The organism is Vreelandella songnenensis (assembly GCF_003002925.1).
Classification (GTDB): Bacteria; Pseudomonadota; Gammaproteobacteria; order Pseudomonadales; family Halomonadaceae; genus Vreelandella; species Vreelandella songnenensis.
On record NZ_PVTK01000009.1, the window covers coordinates 17,487 to 38,174 of the forward strand.

Annotated in this window: 15 protein-coding genes and 1 pseudogene; 3 read left to right on the forward strand and 13 right to left on the reverse strand. The window is 58.2% G+C overall.

Going from position 1 to position 20,688, the window contains the following annotated elements; translation table 11 throughout:
* The first annotated feature begins 199 nt into the window (after positions 1-199).
* Positions 200-2,947, forward strand: coding sequence for an aconitate hydratase AcnA (gene acnA, locus B0H98_RS13910; RefSeq protein ID WP_106375669.1), 2,748 nt, complete (start codon positions 200-202; stop codon positions 2,945-2,947).
* Between the two features lie 75 nt (positions 2,948-3,022).
* Here acnA and B0H98_RS13915 read toward each other — a convergent pair whose 3' ends face one another.
* From B0H98_RS13915 to B0H98_RS13975, 13 genes and pseudogenes are all read right to left on the reverse strand, one after another.
* Entirely contained in the window at positions 3,023-4,702 is a 1,680-nt protein-coding gene (locus B0H98_RS13915; RefSeq protein WP_106375670.1) for an NAD-dependent malic enzyme, read from the reverse strand.
* Positions 4,703-4,879: 177 nt separating this feature from the next.
* Positions 4,880-6,091, reverse strand: coding sequence for a YeeE/YedE family protein (locus B0H98_RS13920; protein ID WP_106375671.1), 1,212 nt, complete (start codon positions 6,089-6,091; stop codon positions 4,880-4,882).
* 141 nt (positions 6,092-6,232) lie between these two features.
* A complete protein-coding gene (locus tag B0H98_RS13925) occupies positions 6,233-7,246 on the reverse strand; it encodes an AI-2E family transporter (protein WP_106375672.1) in 1,014 nt (337 codons plus the stop codon).
* A 136-nt stretch (positions 7,247-7,382) separates the two neighbouring features.
* Positions 7,383-8,795 (reverse strand): Na+/H+ antiporter NhaC family protein, encoded by a 1,413-nt coding sequence (locus B0H98_RS13930; protein ID WP_106375673.1) that lies wholly within the window; start codon positions 8,793-8,795, stop codon positions 7,383-7,385.
* 244 nt (positions 8,796-9,039) lie between these two features.
* Entirely contained in the window at positions 9,040-9,969 is a 930-nt protein-coding gene (locus B0H98_RS13935) for a hypothetical protein (RefSeq protein ID WP_106375674.1), read from the reverse strand.
* A 130-nt stretch (positions 9,970-10,099) separates the two neighbouring features.
* Positions 10,100-10,363, reverse strand: coding sequence for a PAAR domain-containing protein (locus tag B0H98_RS13940; protein ID WP_106375675.1), 264 nt, complete (start codon positions 10,361-10,363; stop codon positions 10,100-10,102).
* On the reverse strand, positions 10,360-11,271 hold the full coding sequence (locus B0H98_RS13945; protein WP_244183186.1) for a hypothetical protein: 912 nt from the start codon (positions 11,269-11,271) through the stop codon (positions 10,360-10,362). Before B0H98_RS13945 ends, B0H98_RS13940 begins: the two co-directional genes overlap by 4 nt.
* Positions 11,268-13,190 carry a hypothetical protein gene (locus B0H98_RS13950; RefSeq protein ID WP_106375677.1) on the reverse strand — a complete coding sequence of 641 codons (1,923 nt, stop codon included), beginning with the start codon at positions 13,188-13,190 and terminating at the stop codon, positions 11,268-11,270. Before B0H98_RS13950 ends, B0H98_RS13945 begins: the two co-directional genes overlap by 4 nt.
* Entirely contained in the window at positions 13,187-14,554 is a 1,368-nt protein-coding gene (locus tag B0H98_RS13955) for a DUF4123 domain-containing protein (RefSeq protein WP_106375678.1), read from the reverse strand. Before B0H98_RS13955 ends, B0H98_RS13950 begins: the two co-directional genes overlap by 4 nt.
* A gap of 3 nt (positions 14,555-14,557) precedes the next feature.
* Positions 14,558-16,261 (reverse strand): annotated as a pseudogene (locus B0H98_RS13960) (type VI secretion system Vgr family protein); the annotation flags it as partial.
* Between the two features lie 94 nt (positions 16,262-16,355).
* Positions 16,356-16,574 carry a DUF1653 domain-containing protein gene (locus B0H98_RS13965; RefSeq protein ID WP_106375679.1) on the reverse strand — a complete coding sequence of 73 codons (219 nt, stop codon included), beginning with the start codon at positions 16,572-16,574 and terminating at the stop codon, positions 16,356-16,358.
* A complete protein-coding gene (gene tcdA / locus B0H98_RS13970) occupies positions 16,571-17,431 on the reverse strand; it encodes a tRNA cyclic N6-threonylcarbamoyladenosine(37) synthase TcdA (RefSeq protein WP_106375680.1) in 861 nt (286 codons plus the stop codon). The genes B0H98_RS13965 and tcdA overlap by 4 nt, the downstream gene beginning before the upstream one ends.
* Before the next feature lie 12 nt (positions 17,432-17,443).
* Complete coding sequence (locus tag B0H98_RS13975) at positions 17,444-18,217, reverse strand: pseudouridine synthase (protein ID WP_106375681.1); 774 nt, start codon at positions 18,215-18,217, stop codon at positions 17,444-17,446.
* 164 nt (positions 18,218-18,381) lie between these two features.
* Between B0H98_RS13975 and sodC the strand changes: the two genes are divergently transcribed.
* A complete protein-coding gene (sodC, locus tag B0H98_RS13980; protein WP_106375682.1) occupies positions 18,382-18,927 on the forward strand; it encodes a superoxide dismutase family protein in 546 nt (181 codons plus the stop codon).
* A gap of 205 nt (positions 18,928-19,132) precedes the next feature.
* Positions 19,133-20,596, forward strand: coding sequence for a carbon starvation CstA family protein (locus tag B0H98_RS13985; RefSeq protein ID WP_106375683.1), 1,464 nt, complete (start codon positions 19,133-19,135; stop codon positions 20,594-20,596).
* Positions 20,597-20,688 lie beyond the last annotated feature (92 nt).

Below are 20,688 nucleotides of genomic sequence, written 5' to 3' on the forward strand. Positions count from 1 at the left end.
AAGGACTAAGAGTCGCCAAGAGTCTGCCTGAAATGGCGCCAAGTACAAGCTATTGCAAGGGTTGACCTTCGCTATTAGGCGAAGACACCTTGAAACGGCCTTTATAAACACGCATGTACTACTACTATGTAGGTCATACTAAAAGGAAAACAGTGACCGTCGCGTTGCGTTAGACGCCGCACAATGAAAGGAGAAAGGCATGAGCAGCACACCCGACACCCTCCAGACACTTGATGTAGGCAGCAAGCAGTACCGCTACTACAGCCTCCCCAAGGCAGCCGATGCGCTCGGCAATATCGACCGGCTGCCCAAGTCACTCAAGATTCTACTCGAAAACCAGCTGCGCTTCGCCGATGACGAAAGCGTTGACCAGGAAGACATGCAGGCGCTGGTCGACTGGCAGAAAGAGGGTAAATCGAGCCGTGAGATCGGCTACCGCCCCGCCCGGGTATTGATGCAGGATTTCACCGGCGTGCCCGGCGTGGTGGACTTAGCCTCCATGCGCGCCGCGGTGGAAAAGCTCGGCGAAGACCCGGCCCGCATCAACCCGCTCTCCCCGGTCGATCTGGTCATCGACCACTCGGTGATGGTCGACAAGTTCGGTAACGCCGCCGCGTTTCAGGAAAACGTGGATATCGAGATGCAGCGCAACCGCGAGCGCTACGAGTTCCTGCGCTGGGGCCAGCAGGCCTTTGACAACTTCAGCGTGGTGCCGCCCGGCACCGGCATCTGCCACCAGGTAAACCTTGAGTACCTGGGGCGCGCGGTCTGGACCAAGGATGAAGATGGCGCCACGTTCGCCTACCCCGATACCCTTGTAGGTACCGATTCTCACACCACCATGATCAACGGCCTGGGCGTACTGGGCTGGGGCGTGGGCGGCATCGAGGCGGAAGCCGCCATGCTGGGCCAGCCGGTGTCCATGCTGATTCCGGAAGTGATCGGCTTCAAGCTGACCGGCAAGCTGCGCGAAGGCATTACCGCGACCGACCTGGTACTCACCGTTACCGAAATGCTGCGCAAGAAGGGCGTGGTAGGCAAGTTCGTCGAGTTCTACGGCGATGGCCTGAAAGACCTGCCGCTGGCCGACCGTGCCACCATTGCTAACATGGCCCCGGAATACGGCGCCACCTGTGGCTTCTTCCCGGTGGATGACGAAACGCTCAACTACATGCGCCTGACCGGCCGTGAAGATGACCAGGTCGCGCTGGTGGAAGCCTACAGCAAGACCCAGGGCCTGTGGCGCGAGCCGGGCGACGAGCCGGTATTCAGCGATACCCTGCACCTGGACATGACCGAAGTGGAAGCAAGTCTGGCAGGCCCCAAACGCCCGCAGGACCGCGTTGCGCTGAAAGACATGACCGCCGCCTTCGACAAGATCATGCAGGACGATGCCAAGGCGCAGCCCACTACCGAAAAGGGCAAGTTCGACTCCGAAGGTGGCCAGACGGCGGTGGGTATCGACCGCAGCCTTGAAGGTGATTTCAAGCACGCAGACAGCCAGGACGTCACCCTCGGCGATCACTCCTTCAGCCTCGATCCGGGGGCCGTGGTAATTGCCGCGATCACATCCTGTACCAACACCTCCAACCCCAGCGTGATGATGGCCGCTGGCCTTCTGGCCCGCAAGGCGCGTGAAAAAGGCCTCACCACCAAGCCCTGGGTAAAGACCTCGCTGGCGCCGGGCTCCAAGGTGGTGACCGACTACCTGGCCGCCGCCAAGCTGGACGGCGACTTGAACGAACTGGGTTTCAACCTGGTGGGCTATGGCTGCACCACCTGTATCGGCAACTCCGGCCCGCTGCCGGAAGCCATCGAAAAAGCCGTCAACCAGGGCGACCTGACCGTGGCCTCGGTACTTTCCGGTAACCGCAACTTCGAAGGCCGCGTGCACCCGCTGGTGAAAACCAACTGGCTTGCCTCGCCGCCCCTGGTAGTCGCTTACGCCTTGGCCGGTAACGTGCAGCGCGATTTGACGAAGGACCCGCTGGGCGAAGACGAAAGCGGCAACCCGGTCTACCTGAAGGATATCTGGCCTTCCCAGGCCGAGATCGCCGAGGCGGTGGAAAAGGTCAATACCGAGATGTTCCGCAAGGAGTACGGCGAGGTCTTTGAAGGCGACGAGACCTGGCAGGCCATCAACGTCTCCGAGAGCCAGGTATACCAGTGGCCCGACTCCACCTACATTCAGCATCCGCCCTTCTTTGAAGGCATGGGCCGCGAGCCGGATGCGATTGAAGATGTACACAACGCCCGCGTGCTGGCCATGCTGGGTGACTCGGTGACCACCGACCACATTTCACCGGCAGGCTCGATCAAGCCCGATAGCCCCGCTGGCCGCTATCTGCAGGAGCACGGCGTCACGCCGGTGGATTTCAACTCCTACGGCTCTCGCCGGGGTAATCACGAAGTGATGATGCGCGGCACGTTCGCCAACGTACGTATCAAGAACGAGATGCTGGACGGCGTGGTGGGCGGCGAAACCCGCTACGTGCCAAGCGGCGAGCAGATGTCGATTTATGACGCGGCCATGAAGTACCAGGACGCCGGTACGCCGCTAGTCGTGATCGCTGGCAAGGAGTATGGCACGGGGTCCTCACGCGACTGGGCCGCCAAGGGTACACGGCTTCTGGGCGTGCGCGCCGTGATTGCCGAATCCTTTGAGCGCATTCACCGCTCCAACCTGATTGGCATGGGCGTGGTGCCGCTGCAGTTCCCGGAAGGCGAGACCCGCGAAACCTTGGGGCTGACGGGGGATGAGGAGATATCGATTGCCGGTTTGAGCGATTTGAGCCCCGGCAAGACGGTCAAGGTGGTAATCAAAAACGGTGAACAGGAACGTAGCGTTGATGCCAAGTGCCGAATTGATACGCTCAATGAGCTGGCTTACTACCGCCACGGTGGTATCCTTCACTACGTGCTGCGCAAAATGATCGGCGCAGCCTGAGTAACACCTACCAATGCTTGCATGCCCCCACCTCGGTGGGGGCTTTTTTTGCCTCGCTATTTCTTGAGCAGCGTCTTAAACGGCACGGCGGCGATAGGTGCGGTACTCAGGCGACCAGCTGGCTTTCTCTATCGCTTCGCGCAGCTTGGTGCCGCTGGTCGTCAACGCAACGCCATTATGCTGGGCAGTGGCGGCCACTTCGAAGGCAATGGACTGGCTGATTTCACGAATCCGCGACAGCGGCGGCAACAGCGCACCTCTACCTTCCTTGACGATGGGTGCTTCGCGGGCAAGCGCCCGGGAGGCGCTCATCAGCATCTCATCGGTAACCCGGTTGGCATTGGCAGCAATGACGCCAAGGCCGATGCCCGGGAAGATATAGGCGTTGTTGCACTGGGCGATCGGGTAGGTGCGGCCGTTATACACCACCGGCGCAAACGGACTGCCGGTCGCCACCAGCGCCTGGCCGTCGGTCCAGCGGATCACGTCTTCCGGCACGGCTTCCGCCTGGGAAGTCGGGTTGGAAAGCGGCATGATCACCGGGTGCTCGCAGCCAGCGTGCATGGTCTTGACCACCTGCTCGGTGAAGATCCCGCGCTGACCGCACACGCCAATCAACACCGTGGGCTTCATCTGAGCGATGGTTTCTTCCAGCCCCTGACCGTTCCAGTTGGCCACCAGCGCAGGATCATGGGCCAGGCGGCGCTGGAAATCGCGCTGCCAGGGCTGGTCCGTGGTCATCAGGCCTTCGCGGTCGACGATAAAGATACGCGCGCGCGCTTCACTTTCCGTGAGCCCTTCGGCTTCCATGGCAACCACCACCTGCTCGGCAATGCCGCACCCCGCCGAACCGCCGCCCACGAACACCACGCGCTGCTGAGCGATGGTCTCTTCACGCGCCTGACAGGCGGCCATCAAGGTGCCCACCACCACGGACGCCGTGCCCTGAACATCGTCATTGAAGCAGCACAGCTCGTTGCGATAGCGCTCAAGCAGCGGCACCGCGTTGGCCTGGGCAAAGTCTTCAAACTGGAGCAGCGCGTTGGGCCAGCGGCGCTTCAACGCCGAGATGAACTGCGCCATGAAGGCGTCGTACTCTTCCTGCCCTACCCGCTCGTGGCGCCAGCCCATGTACATGGGGTCATCCAGCAGCGCCTGATTGTTGGTGCCCACATCGATCATGATGGGCAGCGTATGCGCCGGGCTGATACCGCCACAGGCGGTGTACAGCGCCAGCTTGCCGATCGGGATACCCATGCCGCCGATGCCCTGGTCACCCAGGCCCAGAATGCGCTCGCCGTCGGTGACCACGATGACCTTGACGTTATCCTTGGTGGCGCTGCGCAGAATGTCGTCCATATGCTCGCGATCCTGGTAGCCGATGAACAGCCCCCGGTGATTGCGATAAATATTGGAAAATTCCTGGCACGCCTGGCCTACGGTCGGCGTATAGATGATCGGCAGCATCTCTTCAAGATGCTCGGATACCAGGCGGAAATAGAGGGTTTCGTTGTCGTCCTGAATGGCGCGCAGATAAATGTGGCGCTCAAGATCACTATTACACTGCTGGTACTGGCGGTAAGCGCGCTCTAGCTGGTCATCGATGGTTTCGACATTTTGCGGCAGCAAGCCAATCAGATTGAAGGCCAGGCGCTCCTCTTGAGTAAACGCGCTGCCTTTGTTCAATAGTGGCATTTCAAGTAAAGAAGGACCGGCATAAGGAATATATAAGGGGCGTTTACTCGTCGTGGACATAGGCGCTCTCATTCATGTCGATTTCTATTGCGATGCAGCAACGCAGGGCGTTGGCGGCGTTTGCCGATAATGTAACATGCTAGTACGACAAAGGTGGAAGCGACACGATGATCGCCATGAAAAACGCCCCGGCTTTGGGCCGGGGCGTAATATTCGCATAGCACGTTCCAGAGGCGGTCAGCTCGTCTTGGCAACGGGCTTGCGGCCTTCCACGCCATCAAAAAAGAACGGCCGGATCCTGACGCCCAGCATGTTGCCGGCAAAGGCCGCCACCAGCCATACCCAGCCGTGCAGGCTGCCGGATGCGATGCCGCTGAAGTAAGCCCCGATGTTGCAGCCAAACGCCAGCCGCGCGCCGTAGCCCAGCATCAACCCACCCAGCACGGCGGCCAGAACCGAGCGCAGCGGAATCCTGAAGTTGGGCGCAAACCGCCCGGCCAGATGGGCCGCCGCCAGCGCCCCCAGCATGATACCCACGTTCATGACCGTGGTGATATCGCTCCATACGCTGGCCTCCAGGGCCGCCGCATTGCCCGGCGCCTGCCAGTAGCCCCACTGGCTGACATCACCGCCCACCAGTTCAAACCCTTTGGCGCCCCACAGCGCAAACGCGGAGGTAATGCCCCAGGGGCGGCCCGCCAGTGCCAGAGTGGCAAAGTTCAAGAGCGCCAGAGCGACCGCGCCGGCAAGCAGTGGCCAGGGGCCAGTCAGCCAGCGCGCAGCGCCGTGCTTTTCCACCAGCGGCGCCTTTTCCAGCTGGCCGTGACGGCGCTTCTCCATCACCAGCGTAAAGGCGGCGATGGCGGCAAACAGCACCAGGCTGATCGCCATACCACCGCCTGTACCGGCAATATCAATCAGCGACACCGGCTGAAAAGCGGGCAGGCTCTGCCACCAGGCAAAATGCGCCGTGCCGATTACCGAGCCGACGATAAAGAACACCAGCGTTATCAGCATGCGCGCATTGCCGCCGCCGGCGGTAAACAGCGTACCCGACGCGCACCCGCCGCCCAGCTGCATGCCGATACCAAACAGAAAGGCACCAAACAGCACGGAGATACCGATAGGCGACACAAAGCCACGCACCTCGTTGCCAAACAGCGTGCCGGCACCCAGCGCCGGAAAGAACAGCACGACGGCAATCGTCAGCATGACCATCTGCGCGCGCAGGCCGCGCCCACGGCGCTCGGTAATGAATACCCGCCAGGCGGCGGTAAAGCCGAAGGCGGCGTGATACAACACCATGCCCAACAAACCACCCACGATCATCAAAAGACCTATGTTGGACCCAAACACCACGCCAATCAGTAGCGCGCCCAGTACGATTGCCGCCGTGGCAATCAGCGGCACCCGGTAACCGGTACTCGCCGCCGGTGTCATCGTTGACATATTTTCACCTTTTTGAAATGCCGAGAGCGCCTGCATGAAAACAGGCGCTCTCGGCGGTAGGGGTAATGGTTATAAGCTTAACGTTGCGCTCAGGGAGCGTAAAATCATTTATGCGACGATGGTTATTACCTTTGACGCTATCTACGGCGCGCCTTCCTCGCGCGTCACGTAGAGCCGGTTGACCAGCACGAACAGCACCACGGTCAGCGGGGCGGCCAGCAGCACACCGGCCACGCCAAACAAGGTGCTTGCCGCGAACAGCGAAAACAACAGCATCGCCGGTGGCAGGTTCACGGCCCGCTGCTGTATCAAGGGCTGCAGGATATTGCCCTCGATCTGCTGAATAATCGTATAGGCAATCAGCACGAACAGCGCGGTTTGCGGGCTGACCGTATAGGCCAGCAGCAGCGCAGGAATGGCGGCTACCATCGGCCCCACCAGCGGTACAAAATCCAGCAGCCCGGCAATCAGGCCCAGACCCAACGGGGCAGGCACACCCAGCAGCCACATGCTGATTCCCACCAGCAGCCCGGTAACGATCATGGCAATCAACTGCCCGCCCAGCCAGAAGCGCAGCGCCTTGCCACTTTCATCCAGCGCATCTGCTAATTTGGGGCGGCTCTTGACCGGCGCCAGCAGCAGCAAACCACGACGATAAACGCCGGGCTGCGCGGCCAGGTAGACCATGCCAACAATCAGCGCAAAGAAGTTGACGACGCTACCGCCCATGGAGACCACCACCATGCCCACCTGGGAAATACCGTTTTCAAACAGGCTACCCGCCCGCTCCGCCGCATTATCCAGAAGCGGCGCCAGGGAGGTTCCCTCGATGCGCTCCTGGAGCTGCGCCCAGGCGTCCGGCAGCAGAGAGGTCAATGCTTCAAGCTCGGATGACACCTGCGCTCCGAACCCCCAACTGATCAGCCCCAGCACCACTATCAATCCAAGAATCACGCTCAACAGCGCCAGCCAGCGCGGCGCCCCCAGCCGCAAAAGTGGTGCCATGCAGGTTTGCAACAGACAGGCACCCACTACCGCGCCGAAAATCAACAGCAGAAGACCAACCAGCTTCCAGAGCACCAATGCCACGACCCCCAGCATCAATACGATCAGCGCGTATTCCGTAAACGTCCGTTGTCGATCAGTGGTTTGCATTCACTCTTCCCTTTTTGATGCACACTATGAAAATACGGTTTTACTACTTAACCGGGCCACTCACCCACACAACAGTGTCCTGAGGTCTTTCTGACCCGCCGGGTGTAGTTTAGCGTGATAGCCCCAGGCTTCATCTCTATTTTGAATCCCGCGTTTTATGCCCTAAACCGATACCACTCACGACGTAGAAAAGTGAAAACGCGATGGCGCCATAACAGAGAATGGCATAGACCAGAAAATCCGCCGTGGATACCCCAAGCGTTGCTGCGGTGAAGGCACCCGTAACTCCCCAGGGGATGAGCGGTGAAAGCGTCGTGCCGGTATCTTCTAGAATCCGCGACAAGTTCTTGGTAGGCGTGCCGCTATTGGCCACTAGCGGGCGAAGCAGAGGCCCCAGGAGGGCGAAGGTTACATAGTAGCTGCCGGTCAGTAAAAAGGCGAGGCTATGCAGCCCCATGGCACTTCCCAGCACCTGCCGACGCCCTGCCTGGCGCTTGTTGAGCAGTATGATGGCCGCATCCAGCGTGCCCGCGCTTTTAAACGGCGCGCCCAATACGGCGGCCGCAATCAACACTGCCACCGTCGACATCATGCTCTGCAGGCCGCCCCGGGAAAGCATGCTGTCCACCATTTCCACACCGGTGCTGGAGCTGTACCCGCCATTCATTGCCTGGCCAATGGTGCTCAGGCTTGCGCCTTGCAGCAGCAGCGCAATCAAGGCGCCGCACACAATACCCACGGCAAAGGAAGGCAGCACCGGTTTTTTCAACAAAATGCAGATAAACACCACCACCGGTGGCAAGAACGTGATCACATTGGTGCTGAACACTTGATGGAGCGTATCCACCAGCAGCGCCGTTTGCGCCGGTGTATCGTCTTGAGTACCGCTGATACTGCTTCCCAGCCACGCGTATACCCCCAGCGCAATGAGATAGGCCGGCAGGGTGGAATACAGCATATGGCGAATATGGGTCACGATATTGACCTCGCAAACCGCAGAGGCCATGACCGTGGTATCGGAAAGCGGCGAAAGCTTATCGCCGAAGAAGGTGCCCGTCACGATGGCCCCCGCCGCCCAGGCAAGCGGTATGTCCAGCCCCGCCGCCACCCCCATCAGCGCCACACCAATGGTACTGAGCGTGCCCCACGAAGTGCCGGCCATCACCGACATCAGCGAACAGGAAAGACACGCCACTACTAGAAACAGCGCCGGCGTCAGCAGCTCAAGCCCCAGAGTCACCATCGCGGGGATCGTCCCTGAGAGCATCCAGACACCCACCATCATCCCGACACAGATCAGTATCAGGATGGGAATGAGCATCGCCTGAATGCCTGACAACAGGTCCGCCTCCAGGCGCTCCCAGGGGACGCCCCATACAAGGCACAGCGTGATCGCCAGGCTCCCCGCCACGATCAGCGCCACCGCCGTGGGTATGGAAAGCCACATGATCGCCGCCAGCAAGCTGCCGATGGCCACCAGCAGTAATACAAGATGGTGCACACCACTTAGCGCCGGGCTGACGACCGGCTCGGAACGATCATACGACATGGACACTCCTGGCTAATGCATTATGGTTGTTATGATGAGCACGACGGCTAGCAAGCCTCCGAAGGCCTCGGCTAGCGTAGCTGATGAGCATCTGATAAAGCCATAACACTGGTTGAGGAGCTTAAAAGCGAAAGATTTAACGGTGAGGGTTACGTAGTGATGGGGGCAAGCACCTGATGCGGCGGTTATTTCTGTACAGTGCTTCGGGTTGGCCCTCTACATGAGAGGGCCAATGGTGCACTTATTAGAGGGAATCTCGCGTACGAATGGTATAAAACATGGCAATGAATCGATTGATATCTTCTGTCACTAAAAAGTCACTGGGCTCCATTACCCAGAAGCTCGTGGCCTCTTGATCACTGGGTACAACCCCGACAAGTCCGAGGTTGCCGTCTTGATTCATGAAAATAGTCAGCGACCGCTCCGGCGCTTCCAGTTCAATTGTTTCCTGCACATCATCAGGCGAGATAATGCTTTTCCGAAAGGCGTCAGTATCAGCTACCAAATGCCCGATCAACAGCGTTGGCACCCCGAAATCGGTAGAGAACAGCAACCCTTCAGGCGCGAGTAAATCCGGCTTGGAAAGCGTAACGTCTTGGTCATTCCAATCAAATGGCGCATCGAATATGTAGGGTACTTCCCAATCTACCCAGTCAGACGTATCAGGTGACAGAGGCTCGACATCGAAAAGCTCGGCTAGACCTGATCCCTGCTGTTCCACTGCTGCCTGCTTGTGCTCCAGCCATTCATCCCGCGCGGATTGCAACGCAGCAAACTCAGCCCCGTTCTCATCTATCTGCTGGAAGGTGAAAGCCACTTCGAACGGCACGCCCTGGATCATCACAAATTGTTCGGGCGTTTGAAGCCGAAGCCCAGCAGTAGGGTTGTCAGGGCTTGTTGCCTGCCGGGCCTCAAAATCGAAATCGTAATGTAGCGGTTCTTCCTGCGCTTCCATATAGATCTCAGCGGTGCTGTTCTCGCGATCGAATCTGATCCAGGCGCGTTCCATGCTCGCTTCAATCTCGGGCAGCATGGAATCCGCCAAGGGATTCGCTTCTACCGCTTCTATCGAGTCCACGGCATAGACACCTGATTGAGGCATTTCCAAAGAGTCAGCCAGTACCTTTCCCATCACGGCTACCAACAAAAAAGGAGCAACAATCCACTGTTTCATGGTTCATCTTCCATACTATTTGATTAAACGTGGGCACGGCTGAACATCAGTCAGGCCGTGCCAGGACTTTTATGGGGCAACGCTTAATGACGGAATAAGCGCCCTTTAGCGTTAAAGCATGGTGTTGGCATTACGGCTCGACGTTGGCACTGCTGGAAGCGGTAATAATCTCACCGCCATGATCCGTCTTGCAGCCAAGATACGCCGTGGGGCGGCCATCGTGGTTGGAGTGGCTGGAACCTTCGATAATGGTCGCGCCGCAGCCGGTTTTATCGCCCACCCGCGCCACGGGCTGGCCCTCTACGCGAGAGGGCGAACCTGAGACGATTTCCGTGGTGCCGTGGCCAGGGATGGGGCAACTGTGCAGATCGCCTTGGCAGGCTATGGGTTTCATCGGCAGATTTCCCATTGACCGTCACGTTGGATGAAGTAGAGTCTGACGTTTGAGACTTGCTCATCACTTCCTGCGTGCCCAAATCGAATCGGCGCTGCTACTCCCTCACGGGTAAGCCAAGCCACACGATTATCCGCTGCTAAATTCAATGTCATCGGCTCTTCTGGAAAAGGGTCTAGCTGGAAAAGGTTAGGATTATCAAAGAACATGCTAAAACTGGCTCGCTGGCGCACGTAATCTTCGGGCTCTCCGGAAGCCAAAGCAAGCTCTTCAATCATGGTTTTCGAGGCATCCATGAGCGCATCGTTATCCTGGGCCTCAAAGAGCGTATATAGTCGGCGATATTCACGGGCTAGGCTATCACGGGTAGCATTACTGTCTCTTAATACGTCGCCTTCTTCCCAACACCAAGTGGGCATCGGCTGACGGTTGTAAAAAGGCACCTCCAGTCTGAAATAGTCATCATCCCAACGGATGGAACTAGCTACCACATTTAATGGAGCTTGATCATCTACATTAACAACTTCTGGCTTAAAACCTTCGAGACCAGGTTGTATAACAACCTCAAAGGCGGTTTTGGCTTCAGTGTTGGGGTTTTCCCCCTGCTCCCAATACTCCATGGAGAGGCGCAACTCATGCTGCTCTTCAAATGGTTTATCAGAGGGCACTGGCCATGCATAGAACTGGATTTCGTTACGACCATTACGTATGTATTGGGATGCTGGCAGCATTGTATTTTGATGCCCTGGCACCCCTGAAAAATTTAGCATTATCTCTTGCATGTCTACTGAAGATGCCACCCCATTCACGCTCCAGCGTACGCCGAACTGGTACTGTGTTTCTTGGGCCATTGCCTGTGTCTCCATCATAACTAAAAAAGATAGTAGTAACGCCACTAATGTTTTCATGAGAAAGTTATAAACTCCCCTGTATAGCCCTCTGCGAGGGGGTAAGTGTTAGTATTTTCTGAATCTTCAACCCAGTTGATTGTCATAGTGTTTAGTACGGCTTGTCGTGAATTATTAGAACTGGGGCTTGGGCGACCACCAGCATCTGATTGTCGACCACCTGACTCTACATTAACTTTCTTGAACGACTTTATTTTTAAGGCAGCGCCTTTATGATAAAGCTGATATCCCCAGCGGCCTTCATCTGTTTTGATTCGAATACCACCTTCGGTAACGACTTCAGCCTCGTATTTGAAAACATGTCTATCGGTGATGATCGAGTCAAAATAGCCAAGAATACCGCCCATAGCCTTAGCGGTAAGTTGGACTTCAACCTGACCTCTTACAGTTGATTCGTCGAATTTCCCCTCATGAAAGTCGTAAACGCCTCCAAGCAGTTCATCGGCAGTAGCATCCTCCGATGCCTTGAACCCCGCTCCAAGCGAGATTTCCATGAAAAGCGAAGGATCAATTTGATATTGGGCAACAAGCAGGTTTCTTCCTGTTTCCGCATCTTCCAAGAATGTGACTAGCGTATGAGCCGCTGCTCCTAAAGGAGTAACGACGGGCAGCCTTCTTAACGCACGCTTCAGCGCTAGATAAATATCGACCTTGACACCAAATGCAAAATCCAACGAAAGGCCTACATCTAGCTTCCACGTAAGCTCAGGGCCTCCATCCTGCTCAATCTGCTCGGTCCCAACTTGCATACTTAGCTTTGGGCCTACCGTAAAAATATTGGCTAATTTATCTGCATCATGTTCGGTACTCAGACTTTTTGCCAAGCGCTTGGCATTGGTTGTCAATGAATCAATAAATCGATCAATTGAACTCCCCTGCTGGCGAGCACCTTGTTGCCTGCGAAGCGACGGGGCACTATCGTAGGTCGAGGTTTCGCTACGATATTTGCCTACCTGGATCTTCTTGGTGTTACTACCGCAAGTCACTTCTATTTCTGCATCAACTTGCCATCCCTGTTCGTGCGTAACCTGCCTGGGGTTACTCCCCATATCCAATTCAACACGTAATCGCCTAGCCTCACTGCGTGGAATGTTCTCGGTGCCTATTTGAGGCGGCTGTACACTCACTTTTCCTTTGAATTTCAGGCTAGGCACAGTGACAGAGGTAAACAGAAAATCTCTGGTGCCATCGTAACTAATCCTGAATTGCTCCTCCTTCGCCATGATGCCTCGATTCATGATGATATCGAGGATAATGACGGCCGCCTCAAAGGCAAGACCATAGTCGCCTAACCGGGGAATGTTGGTCAGAGGAGAACGGGGATTCGTTTCAACGGTAAAAGGTATTTCAGTACCCGAGGTAATAGTCGTACCGTTTAACGCTCCAGTCCAATATAGCGTGTGTGCCTGATGTGGGCAGTCATCGGCAATCGTAACGGTGACGGTACCTTCATCCTTAAACGTCGAGCCGCTCAAGAACCCTTCAAAACTCAGCTCTCCCGCTACCGCCTTGTCGGCTACAAAATAGATCTTGCAGTCAGTATCTTCCAGCTCGTTGCGGCCTTCCAGCACTACACGATTGTTCTTGCCGGAATGACAGACCACCTCAACCTTTTCGATACAGGGTGTTTGCGAGGCGCATATAACACACATTGTGCCAAATTCAGGATCCTGGCGGCTCTCGCCGTCTGCTGGCTCTTGGGGAATCGGACTTTCAGTGAGCCGGTCGGCGCCGCTAGAAACATATTCACTATAGATACTATTGCTGACTTGCCCCTGAGTAACGGCCGAGCCTGGATGGCTATCGTCGTTCGCCATCGCATTTTGGATCCTGCTTAGTAGCCTTTCAGGCTGCCTAAAAGCCGTTGGCTGTTCTTGCACCAAGTAAGCCATGTCTTCAAGAGTAGGCTGGTAACTCATGGCTGCTCCTCACTGACAATGGGTCGATAATTATCGTGCTGCATATTGCCTTCCTCGTGACGATATGGTGCAAGTAACGTGTGTCGAATGCGTCCTCGCGGTAGCCAAGCGTCCAACTGGTCACGCTTTCGCCAGCCAGCCATTTTAGAATTTTGCAGAATGAGCTGAGCCTCAGTGTGGCCTTCGGGGAACGTTTCACCGAACTCGATCACGCACTTGGCCAACGTTCGCACTTGCTTTTTGGACCCCAGCCCGTAGCGTTGCCCCAGTTGTGCGGCGGTTTGAACAGCTGACAAACGTTGGCCAATCAAGGTTCGGGGGTATTGCTCACCAAGCGACAGGGCGAGGCGCGCCTGGGCTCGTTGCTGCATCAAGCCACCAAATCGCGCAAACTCTTCCTGGCCGATGGCAAACTGCCGTCCCTGCCCTCGCGTATCGCGAGCATCATCGCTGAGCGAGATCGTCAACAATCGCCCCTGTACCTGCTGAACGGGTGTCTCCAGCGCGATGGTGGGGATTAACGTCAACTCAGGCGGAAACACCATCAGCGGGGAAGCAGGAATAAAGACGGTCTCCAGCGGCGCCATGAAGGCGGCCAGCTTCCAGGGCTCGAGCGCCTGGCTCATATCCAGCGCCACCCGGGGGTCGTAGAAGCGGAAGTACACCGGGGCCTGGTCGTTGGCGGGCGTCCAGAGCATGGTGAACTTGCGCAGGTGCGTGCGAAGTTGCTTGAGCGTGGCATGGGAGTGAAACAGCACACCCCAGTGCTGATCCTGGGGCAGGCTTTCGAGCCAAGCGCGAATCTCGCTGTCGGCTTCAATGCGCACAAGCCACGGGGCATTGGCCTGAGTGGCGGTGTCCGTGGTGGCGTAAAGGCAGGCGTGCTGGGCGTCGGTCTGGCCCAGGCGCGCCATGGCTTCCCGGCAGTTGACGCCGTCAATGACGGCCCAGAGCGGCGGTTGGTCGCGGGCAAACAGCGCTTGCCAGGTCGTTTCCTGACAGCTGACCGGAGGAATCACTGGCGGAACGTTTTGCGGTTCGGGCGGCTTTTCTGGTAACAGGGGAACCATGTCGCCGTAGGCGACCGGGTATTTCGATGACGTCGTGTGGGCCAGTTCAACCAGCGTTTGCACCAGGCCTTCCCGGCGGCAGCGAGCAAGCAGCGTTTCAATACTCTCCAGGCGCACCAGCCCCAGGCCATCTTGGTGGCACTGCTGCTGTAAGCGCGCTCTTACGTCATCTTCACTGCTGGCCAATACAGCGGCGACCGTGATGGCCTCATCGGTGTCTTCTTCCCATCGCCGGGCGCTGGGAGTGTGGGCCATGACATGGCAGCGCGCCACCCAGTAGTCAGGCGTTGCCATGCGTCATGCTCCTTCCAGGGGGCAGTGGGAAACAAACGGGCTACCTTCGCCCGCAGCGGCTTCCAGCACCGCCGGAATGGGCGGAAGCGCTGCGGCACTGGGCGAGGCCGAGCCCACGTTCAATACCGGCGTCACATCGACACTGCCGCCTGACACCACCAGCGCCGCGCCACCGGCCACGAGCGTGATCTTGCTGGCATCCAGAATCAGCTCGCCATCGGCTTTAAAGGTGATATCGCCGTTGGCATGGGTGTGATAGCTGCCGCCGACCGTCAGCCCGCGCTCGCCATCGATCTGCTCGGTGTGGTTGGTATGTACGGTGACATCGCGGTTGCCGTCGATGGTCTCGACGCGGTCCTTGGCGACGGCCAGGTGGGAGTTGTTGCCAATGGTGGCGGTATCATCGAACTCGACGCGCTTCTGGCGGGAGTTAAGGACATGCAGTTCCAGGTTCTTCTGGGCGTGCATATAGATGAATTCTTCGCCCGCCTTGTCTTCAAAGCACAGCTCGTTGAAGCCTTCGCCCTGGTGGGTCTGGGTCTTGATCGCGGTGCGGGTCTTGTGTTCCGGCAGTGGATACGGCGCGGTATTGGCGGCGTGGTAGGTGCGCCCGGTAATCAGCGGCTGATCGGGATCACCTTCAAGACACGAAATAATCACCTCATGCCCAATCCTGGGAATGGCGATACTGCCGTAGCCGCCGCCCGCCCAGCCTTGGGACACGCGCACCCAGCAGCTGGCTTTCTCGTTTGGCTCGGCGTAGCGATCCCAGGGAAACTGCACTTTGACGCGGCCATGCTCATCGCAGTGAATCTCTTCCCCGGGCGGGCCGACCACCATGGCTACCTGGGGGCCATCCACACGCGGCTTGGGATTGGGCGTGGCACGCCAGGCGACATCGCCTGGCCCTAGTACCAAGGTGTTGTGGTAGCGCGTCATGTCGGCGGAATCGCCTACCGTAAAGCTGTCTTCTTCAAGTGCCTGGGGCTGCTCACCGTGGTGAATGACCTCGATCAGCTGCCAGTCACGATTGAGGCTTTCCACATCGTGGTCGCTCAGCGTAAAACGAACGCCGGGGGCGAGTTCGGGCAGATCGCTTTGTGCCTCGGCGGTCACGGCCTCGCGGCGCAGGTGCTCCAGACGAATCCGGGTGAAGGGCTTGCCGGAAGCATCCTGCTTGTAGCGGCCGGGGTAATCGTAATGCTCATAGTCCATCCGTTGGCCGTGCTGCTCGACGTTCGGCCCTAGATGCTCGTGCAACTGCGCGTAACCGGGGTTCTTGAACGTGTAATCCTTCAACGTGGCAGATGAGCTTGCCACGCGGGCGGTATGGCGCAGCTTACGCACGTGGCGGGTGGGCGCGGTGCCGCCAGCCCGATTATGATAGGTGCACTCGCCAAGGTTGGGCAGGAACTTGGGATCGTCGGTAAATACCAACCGGTGGGCGCCGGCTTCGAACGTATGGAAGTAGAACAGCCCCTCTTCGGCGGCCAGGCGTTCGATGAAGGCAAGATCGGTTTCGCGGTACTGTACACAGTACTCACGCTCGATGAGATCACGCGTTAACGTAAAGGTGACATCGCTGATACCCCGCTCATTACACAGCGTCGTAATGATGGCGACCGGGTCACGCTTCTGGAAAATACGTGAGTTGTGGCGCAGGGAAAGCCGCCACAGTGCGGGTCGCAGTATCAGTGAATAAATAGTGACTTGAAACGGTAGGGCAATACCCGATCAGTGCGTATCTGCAATGGCTTACATGAATGCAAGACATCTCTTACATAACCAAAGTTAACTTTTACTAAAACGCCTTTTCAAGCGCAAAGCGCGGCTGGGGGCTGCCCTCTTTACTCACTGCTTCCGTAAACATCTCAAGCGGGCGCACCCACAGCCCGTATTCGCCATACAGAGCGCGGTAGACCACCAGCGGCTCTTCGGTTTCACTGTGCTGGGCGGTACCCAGCACTTCGTAAAGTGCGCCTTTATAGTGGCGATAGATGCCGGGGACGGGCGTGGTCATGGAGTCTCCTCTTGAGGGGGTTGGTCAGCGGCAGGCTGATTGGCTTTCTTGGTGAGACGCTCAAGCACCTTGGACGCCGCCACAAAGCCGAAGGTGCCGGTGACGAAGGTAGCGGCGCCAAAGCCGGAAGCGCAGTCCAGGCGGGTGGCGTCGCCGCTGCCGGGCTTTTGCAGGCAGACTTCGCCGTCGCTTCCCGGGTAGACAAGCTGCTCATCAGAATAGACGCACTCCACCGAGAAGCGCCGCTTGGGGTTGCGCGAGAAGTTGTAATCCCGGCGCAGGCGCGAGCGTACCTTGGCCAGTAGCGGGTCGTGCTCGGTGCGGGTCAGGTCTGCCACTTGAATGCGCGTAGGGTCGGTCTGCCCGCCGGCGGCGCCGGTCACGGTGATGGGGATCTTGCGCCGCTTGCACCAGGCGATCAGCGCGGCCTTGGCGATCACGCTGTCGATGGCGTCCACTACGTGGTCGGCATCATCGGGAATGCGTTCAATCAGGTTGGTGGGTGTCACGAACGCCGTGTCGGCGACGATTTCGATCTCTGGATTGATCAAGCGGCAGCGCTCGGCCAGTACCTCCACCTTGGGCTGGCCAATAGTCCCATCGAGCGCGTGCAGCTGGCGGTTGACGTTGGAGACACAGACGTCGTCCAGGTCGATCAGGGTGAGCTTGCCGATGCCCGAACGGGCCAGCGCTTCAACTGCCCAGCTCCCCACTCCGCCGACGCCGACCACGACGATGTGGGCATGACGAAATGTGGCAAAGGCACGCTGGCCGTACAGGCGCCGGATACCGCCAAAACGGAAATCATAGTCGCTTGCTTGAGCAGGCGACGCATGTATAGAAGGTGTCGTCGACATGAAAACTCTACCTCAAGGCGTTTGAAGAGCAGAAGGCGCACCCAGCGCCGGCGTCTGCGCGCTATCGAGCGGCAGGTGGCCCGCCCAGCCCAGATGATCCAGCAGCGCGCTCATGGTGTCGTCCAGGCCACAGCTGATGACTAGCCGCACGCCCAGCAGCGGATGATCAAAGGCCAGATGCGTCGCCGCCAGCAGAAGCCGGGGCGCGCCGAGCTGTTCGGCGAAAAATCGGTTGTGGATACTTTTACCATGTTTGGCATCGCCGATAATGGGATAGCCCCGCCGGGAAAGATGGCGGCGGATCTGGTGACGCCGCCCGGTCAGCGGTCGGGCTTCCACCAGTGAATAGCGCGCGCTCGGGTAGCGGTCTACCTGCACCGGAAGCTCTACGCTGTCCAGGCGGCGGATATCGGTCATGGCGGGCATCGCCGGCATCTCTGCCTTGGGGCGCGTGCCATCCTCCTCACGCAGCGGATAATCCAGACGTGCCTGCTCCGGGGCCTTGCCCCGCACCACGGCAAGATAGCGCTTTTCCACCTGACGTTCGCTGAATGCCTCGCTTAACAGCGCCGCCACGCTTGAAGAGAGCGCCAATACCATCACCCCGGAGGTGGGTCTGTCCAGCCGATGCACGGGATAGACCCGCTGCCCCAACTGGTCGCGCAACTGCTGCACAAGAAACTGCGTTTCTCCGCGCGCCAGCGCCGAACGGTGCACCAGAAGCCCGGATGGCTTATGCACCGCGACAAGATGCTCATCCTGATAGAGGATTTTGAGAGGCGGCATAAGACTTCCTGCGGAAAAAACGAGGGCGCCATTGTCGCGGCTCGCTAGGCAGTTGTCACCTGAGTTGTAGGATAAGCCGGGTAACTGGCGTACACGCCGGCAAGCAGCTACCTTTTAATGGCACCCCTTCGGGGCTTCCATGGAATAGGAAAGGAGAAGAAACGATGCGTCTAGCAACTTCCTTAACCGGTATTGCAGCAGCCCTTCTACTGGCGGGCACCGCCCATGCACAAACCAGCGACGCGCTGGAAGTCAACATGCATGAAGTCAATGCCGACGGCGTGGAAGAAGCGCTGGGTACCGTGACCATCGAAAGCTCAGAGTTCGGCGGCGTGCTCCTGACGCCTTCCATCACTGGCCTGGAACCCGGTGTCTACGGCTTCCACCTGCACCAAAACCCGAGCTGCGAGCCGGCCGAGAACGATGACGGCGAAATGACCGCTGCTCAGGCCGCCGGTGGGCATTACGACCCCGATAGTACGGACACTCACCAGGGCCCTTACGGTGAAGGCCACCTGGGCGACCTGCCGGTGCTGACCGTCAATGAAGACGGCGAAGCCAACCTGCCGGTGCTGGCCCCGCGCCTGAGCATGGACGACATGACCGACCGCGCCTTGATCATTCATGAAGGCGGCGACACCTACTCTGACGAGCCGCATCTAGGCGGTGGCGGTGCGCGCATGCTGTGCGGCGTCACCCCGGCGTCTTGAAGGCTCAGGCCTGAAAACGAGTATGACGGGCAGCCACGCGCTGCCCGTTTTTTGTGAATAAAAAGAAAAGTGTGTCTGGAGGAAACTAAAGTCGTAGAGCGAATTTTGATACGAGTCGGTACATTCAGCCGAGTTCTACTGGGTTTAAGCTCTCGCGCTTGCAAGTGGTTACTTCTTCTACGACTAACCTACATCGAGTACCTCCATGATTACCTTTCTCGTATCGATACTGCTACTAATAGTGGGTTACTTCACCTACGGCAAGTTCGTCGAACGCGTGTTCGTGACCAATCGAAAACGTCAGACGCCAGCGTTCAGCATGCGTGACGATATCGACTACGTGCCGATGAACACCACGCGCAACTCTCTGATCCAACTTCTAAACATTGCCGGCGTCGGGCCTATCTTCGGGCCGATCCTGGGGGCGCTATACGGTCCCATCGCGTTTGTCTGGATCGTCATCGGATGTATTTTTGCAGGCGCGGTGCACGACTACCTCACCGGCATGATCTCGATTCGTAACCACGGCGCTCACCTGCCCCAGCTGGCGGGCAAGTTTCTTGGCAAGGCCATGAAGCACGTGGTGAATGGCTTTGCCATCCTGCTGCTGCTGTTGGTTGGTACAGTGTTCGTTACCTCGCCTGCCGCGCTTTTGAACAACATGATGCCGATCTCACTGACCGTCATCATCCTGGCGATCTTTGCCTACTACCTGATTGCCACGCTGCTGCCCATTGATAAGGTGATTGGCCGTATCTACCCCTACTTCGGCGCACTGCTGCTGTTCAGCGCGGCGGGTATCGGTATCGGCATGGTCGTCACCGGCGCGCCGATCCCCGAGCTTTCGTTCCAGAACATGCACCCTGAAGGCGCCCCCATCTTCCCGCTGCTGTTCTTGACCATCTCCTGCGGCGCGCTTTCAGGCTTTCACGCCACCCAGACGCCGATCATTTCGCGCACGACTGAAAACGAGACCAACGGGCGCAAGATCTTTTACGGCATGATGATCACCGAAGGCGTCATCGCCATGATCTGGGCGGCCGCGGCCATGAGCCTGTTCCACGGTGACCAGAGTCTTTCCGACGTGCTGGCAGCGGGCGGCCCGGCGGCGGTGGTCAACGAAGTGGCCACCACCATGCTGGGCGCCGTAGGCGGCACGCTGGCGGTACTGGGCGTTATCGTTCTGCCGATCACCTCGGGCGATACCGCGTTTCGCAGTGCGCGCATGATCATCGCCGACTACCTGAAGATCGATCAGCGCCCGATAGTCAAGCGTATCGTGATCGCCCTGCCGCTGTTTGCGATGTCCTATATCCTGACCCACATGGACTTCACCCTGCTGTGGCGCTACTTCTCCTGGGCCAACCAGACGACCGCCGTTATCGCGCTGTGGGTGGCCACCATGTACCTGGTACTGTCGCGCAAGCCGTACCTGATCACCTCGATTCCCGCGGTGTTCATGACCATGGCAACGTTTACCTACATCGCCTACGCGCCGATCGGTTTTGGCCTGCCGCTGCAGTGGAGCTATGCCGCCGCCGCCCTTGGCACGCTGGTCTGCATTGCGCTGTTCATGAAGCGCGTACGCCGCTTGAGCCGGGCTACCTTCGCGGTGGATGAGCCGGCCAATAACTTCGGTGAAGAAGCGCTGGCCACGGCCAGCAAGTAATTGCCATTGCCATTGCCAGGCAGCCTGCTGCCTGGCCGTTTTCAAGCGCTGAGTCTTCAGCGCTTTTTTTGTGCCTGTGGGTCAACGCCTCA

Coding starts and splice junctions, on each gene's coding strand:
- B0H98_RS13925 (WP_106375672.1), bottom strand. CDS start 7,246: ATGCAAACCACTGATCGACAACGGACGTTTACGGAATACGCGCTGATC.
- B0H98_RS13920 (WP_106375671.1), bottom strand. CDS start 6,091: ATGTCAACGATGACACCGGCGGCGAGTACCGGTTACCGGGTGCCGCTG.
- sodC (WP_106375682.1), top strand. CDS start 18,382: ATGCGTCTAGCAACTTCCTTAACCGGTATTGCAGCAGCCCTTCTACTG.
- B0H98_RS13915 (WP_106375670.1), bottom strand. CDS start 4,702: ATGTCCACGACGAGTAAACGCCCCTTATATATTCCTTATGCCGGTCCT.
- B0H98_RS13965 (WP_106375679.1), bottom strand. CDS start 16,574: ATGACCACGCCCGTCCCCGGCATCTATCGCCACTATAAAGGCGCACTT.
- B0H98_RS13930 (WP_106375673.1), bottom strand. CDS start 8,795: ATGTCGTATGATCGTTCCGAGCCGGTCGTCAGCCCGGCGCTAAGTGGT.
- B0H98_RS13985 (WP_106375683.1), top strand. CDS start 19,133: ATGATTACCTTTCTCGTATCGATACTGCTACTAATAGTGGGTTACTTC.
- B0H98_RS13945 (WP_244183186.1), bottom strand. CDS start 11,271: ATGAAAACATTAGTGGCGTTACTACTATCTTTTTTAGTTATGATGGAG.
- tcdA (WP_106375680.1), bottom strand. CDS start 17,431: ATGTCGACGACACCTTCTATACATGCGTCGCCTGCTCAAGCAAGCGAC.
- acnA (WP_106375669.1), top strand. CDS start 200: ATGAGCAGCACACCCGACACCCTCCAGACACTTGATGTAGGCAGCAAG.
- B0H98_RS13975 (WP_106375681.1), bottom strand. CDS start 18,217: ATGCCGCCTCTCAAAATCCTCTATCAGGATGAGCATCTTGTCGCGGTG.
- B0H98_RS13940 (WP_106375675.1), bottom strand. CDS start 10,363: ATGAAACCCATAGCCTGCCAAGGCGATCTGCACAGTTGCCCCATCCCT.
- B0H98_RS13955 (WP_106375678.1), bottom strand. CDS start 14,554: ATGGCAACGCCTGACTACTGGGTGGCGCGCTGCCATGTCATGGCCCAC.
- B0H98_RS13935 (WP_106375674.1), bottom strand. CDS start 9,969: ATGAAACAGTGGATTGTTGCTCCTTTTTTGTTGGTAGCCGTGATGGGA.
- B0H98_RS13950 (WP_106375677.1), bottom strand. CDS start 13,190: ATGAGTTACCAGCCTACTCTTGAAGACATGGCTTACTTGGTGCAAGAA.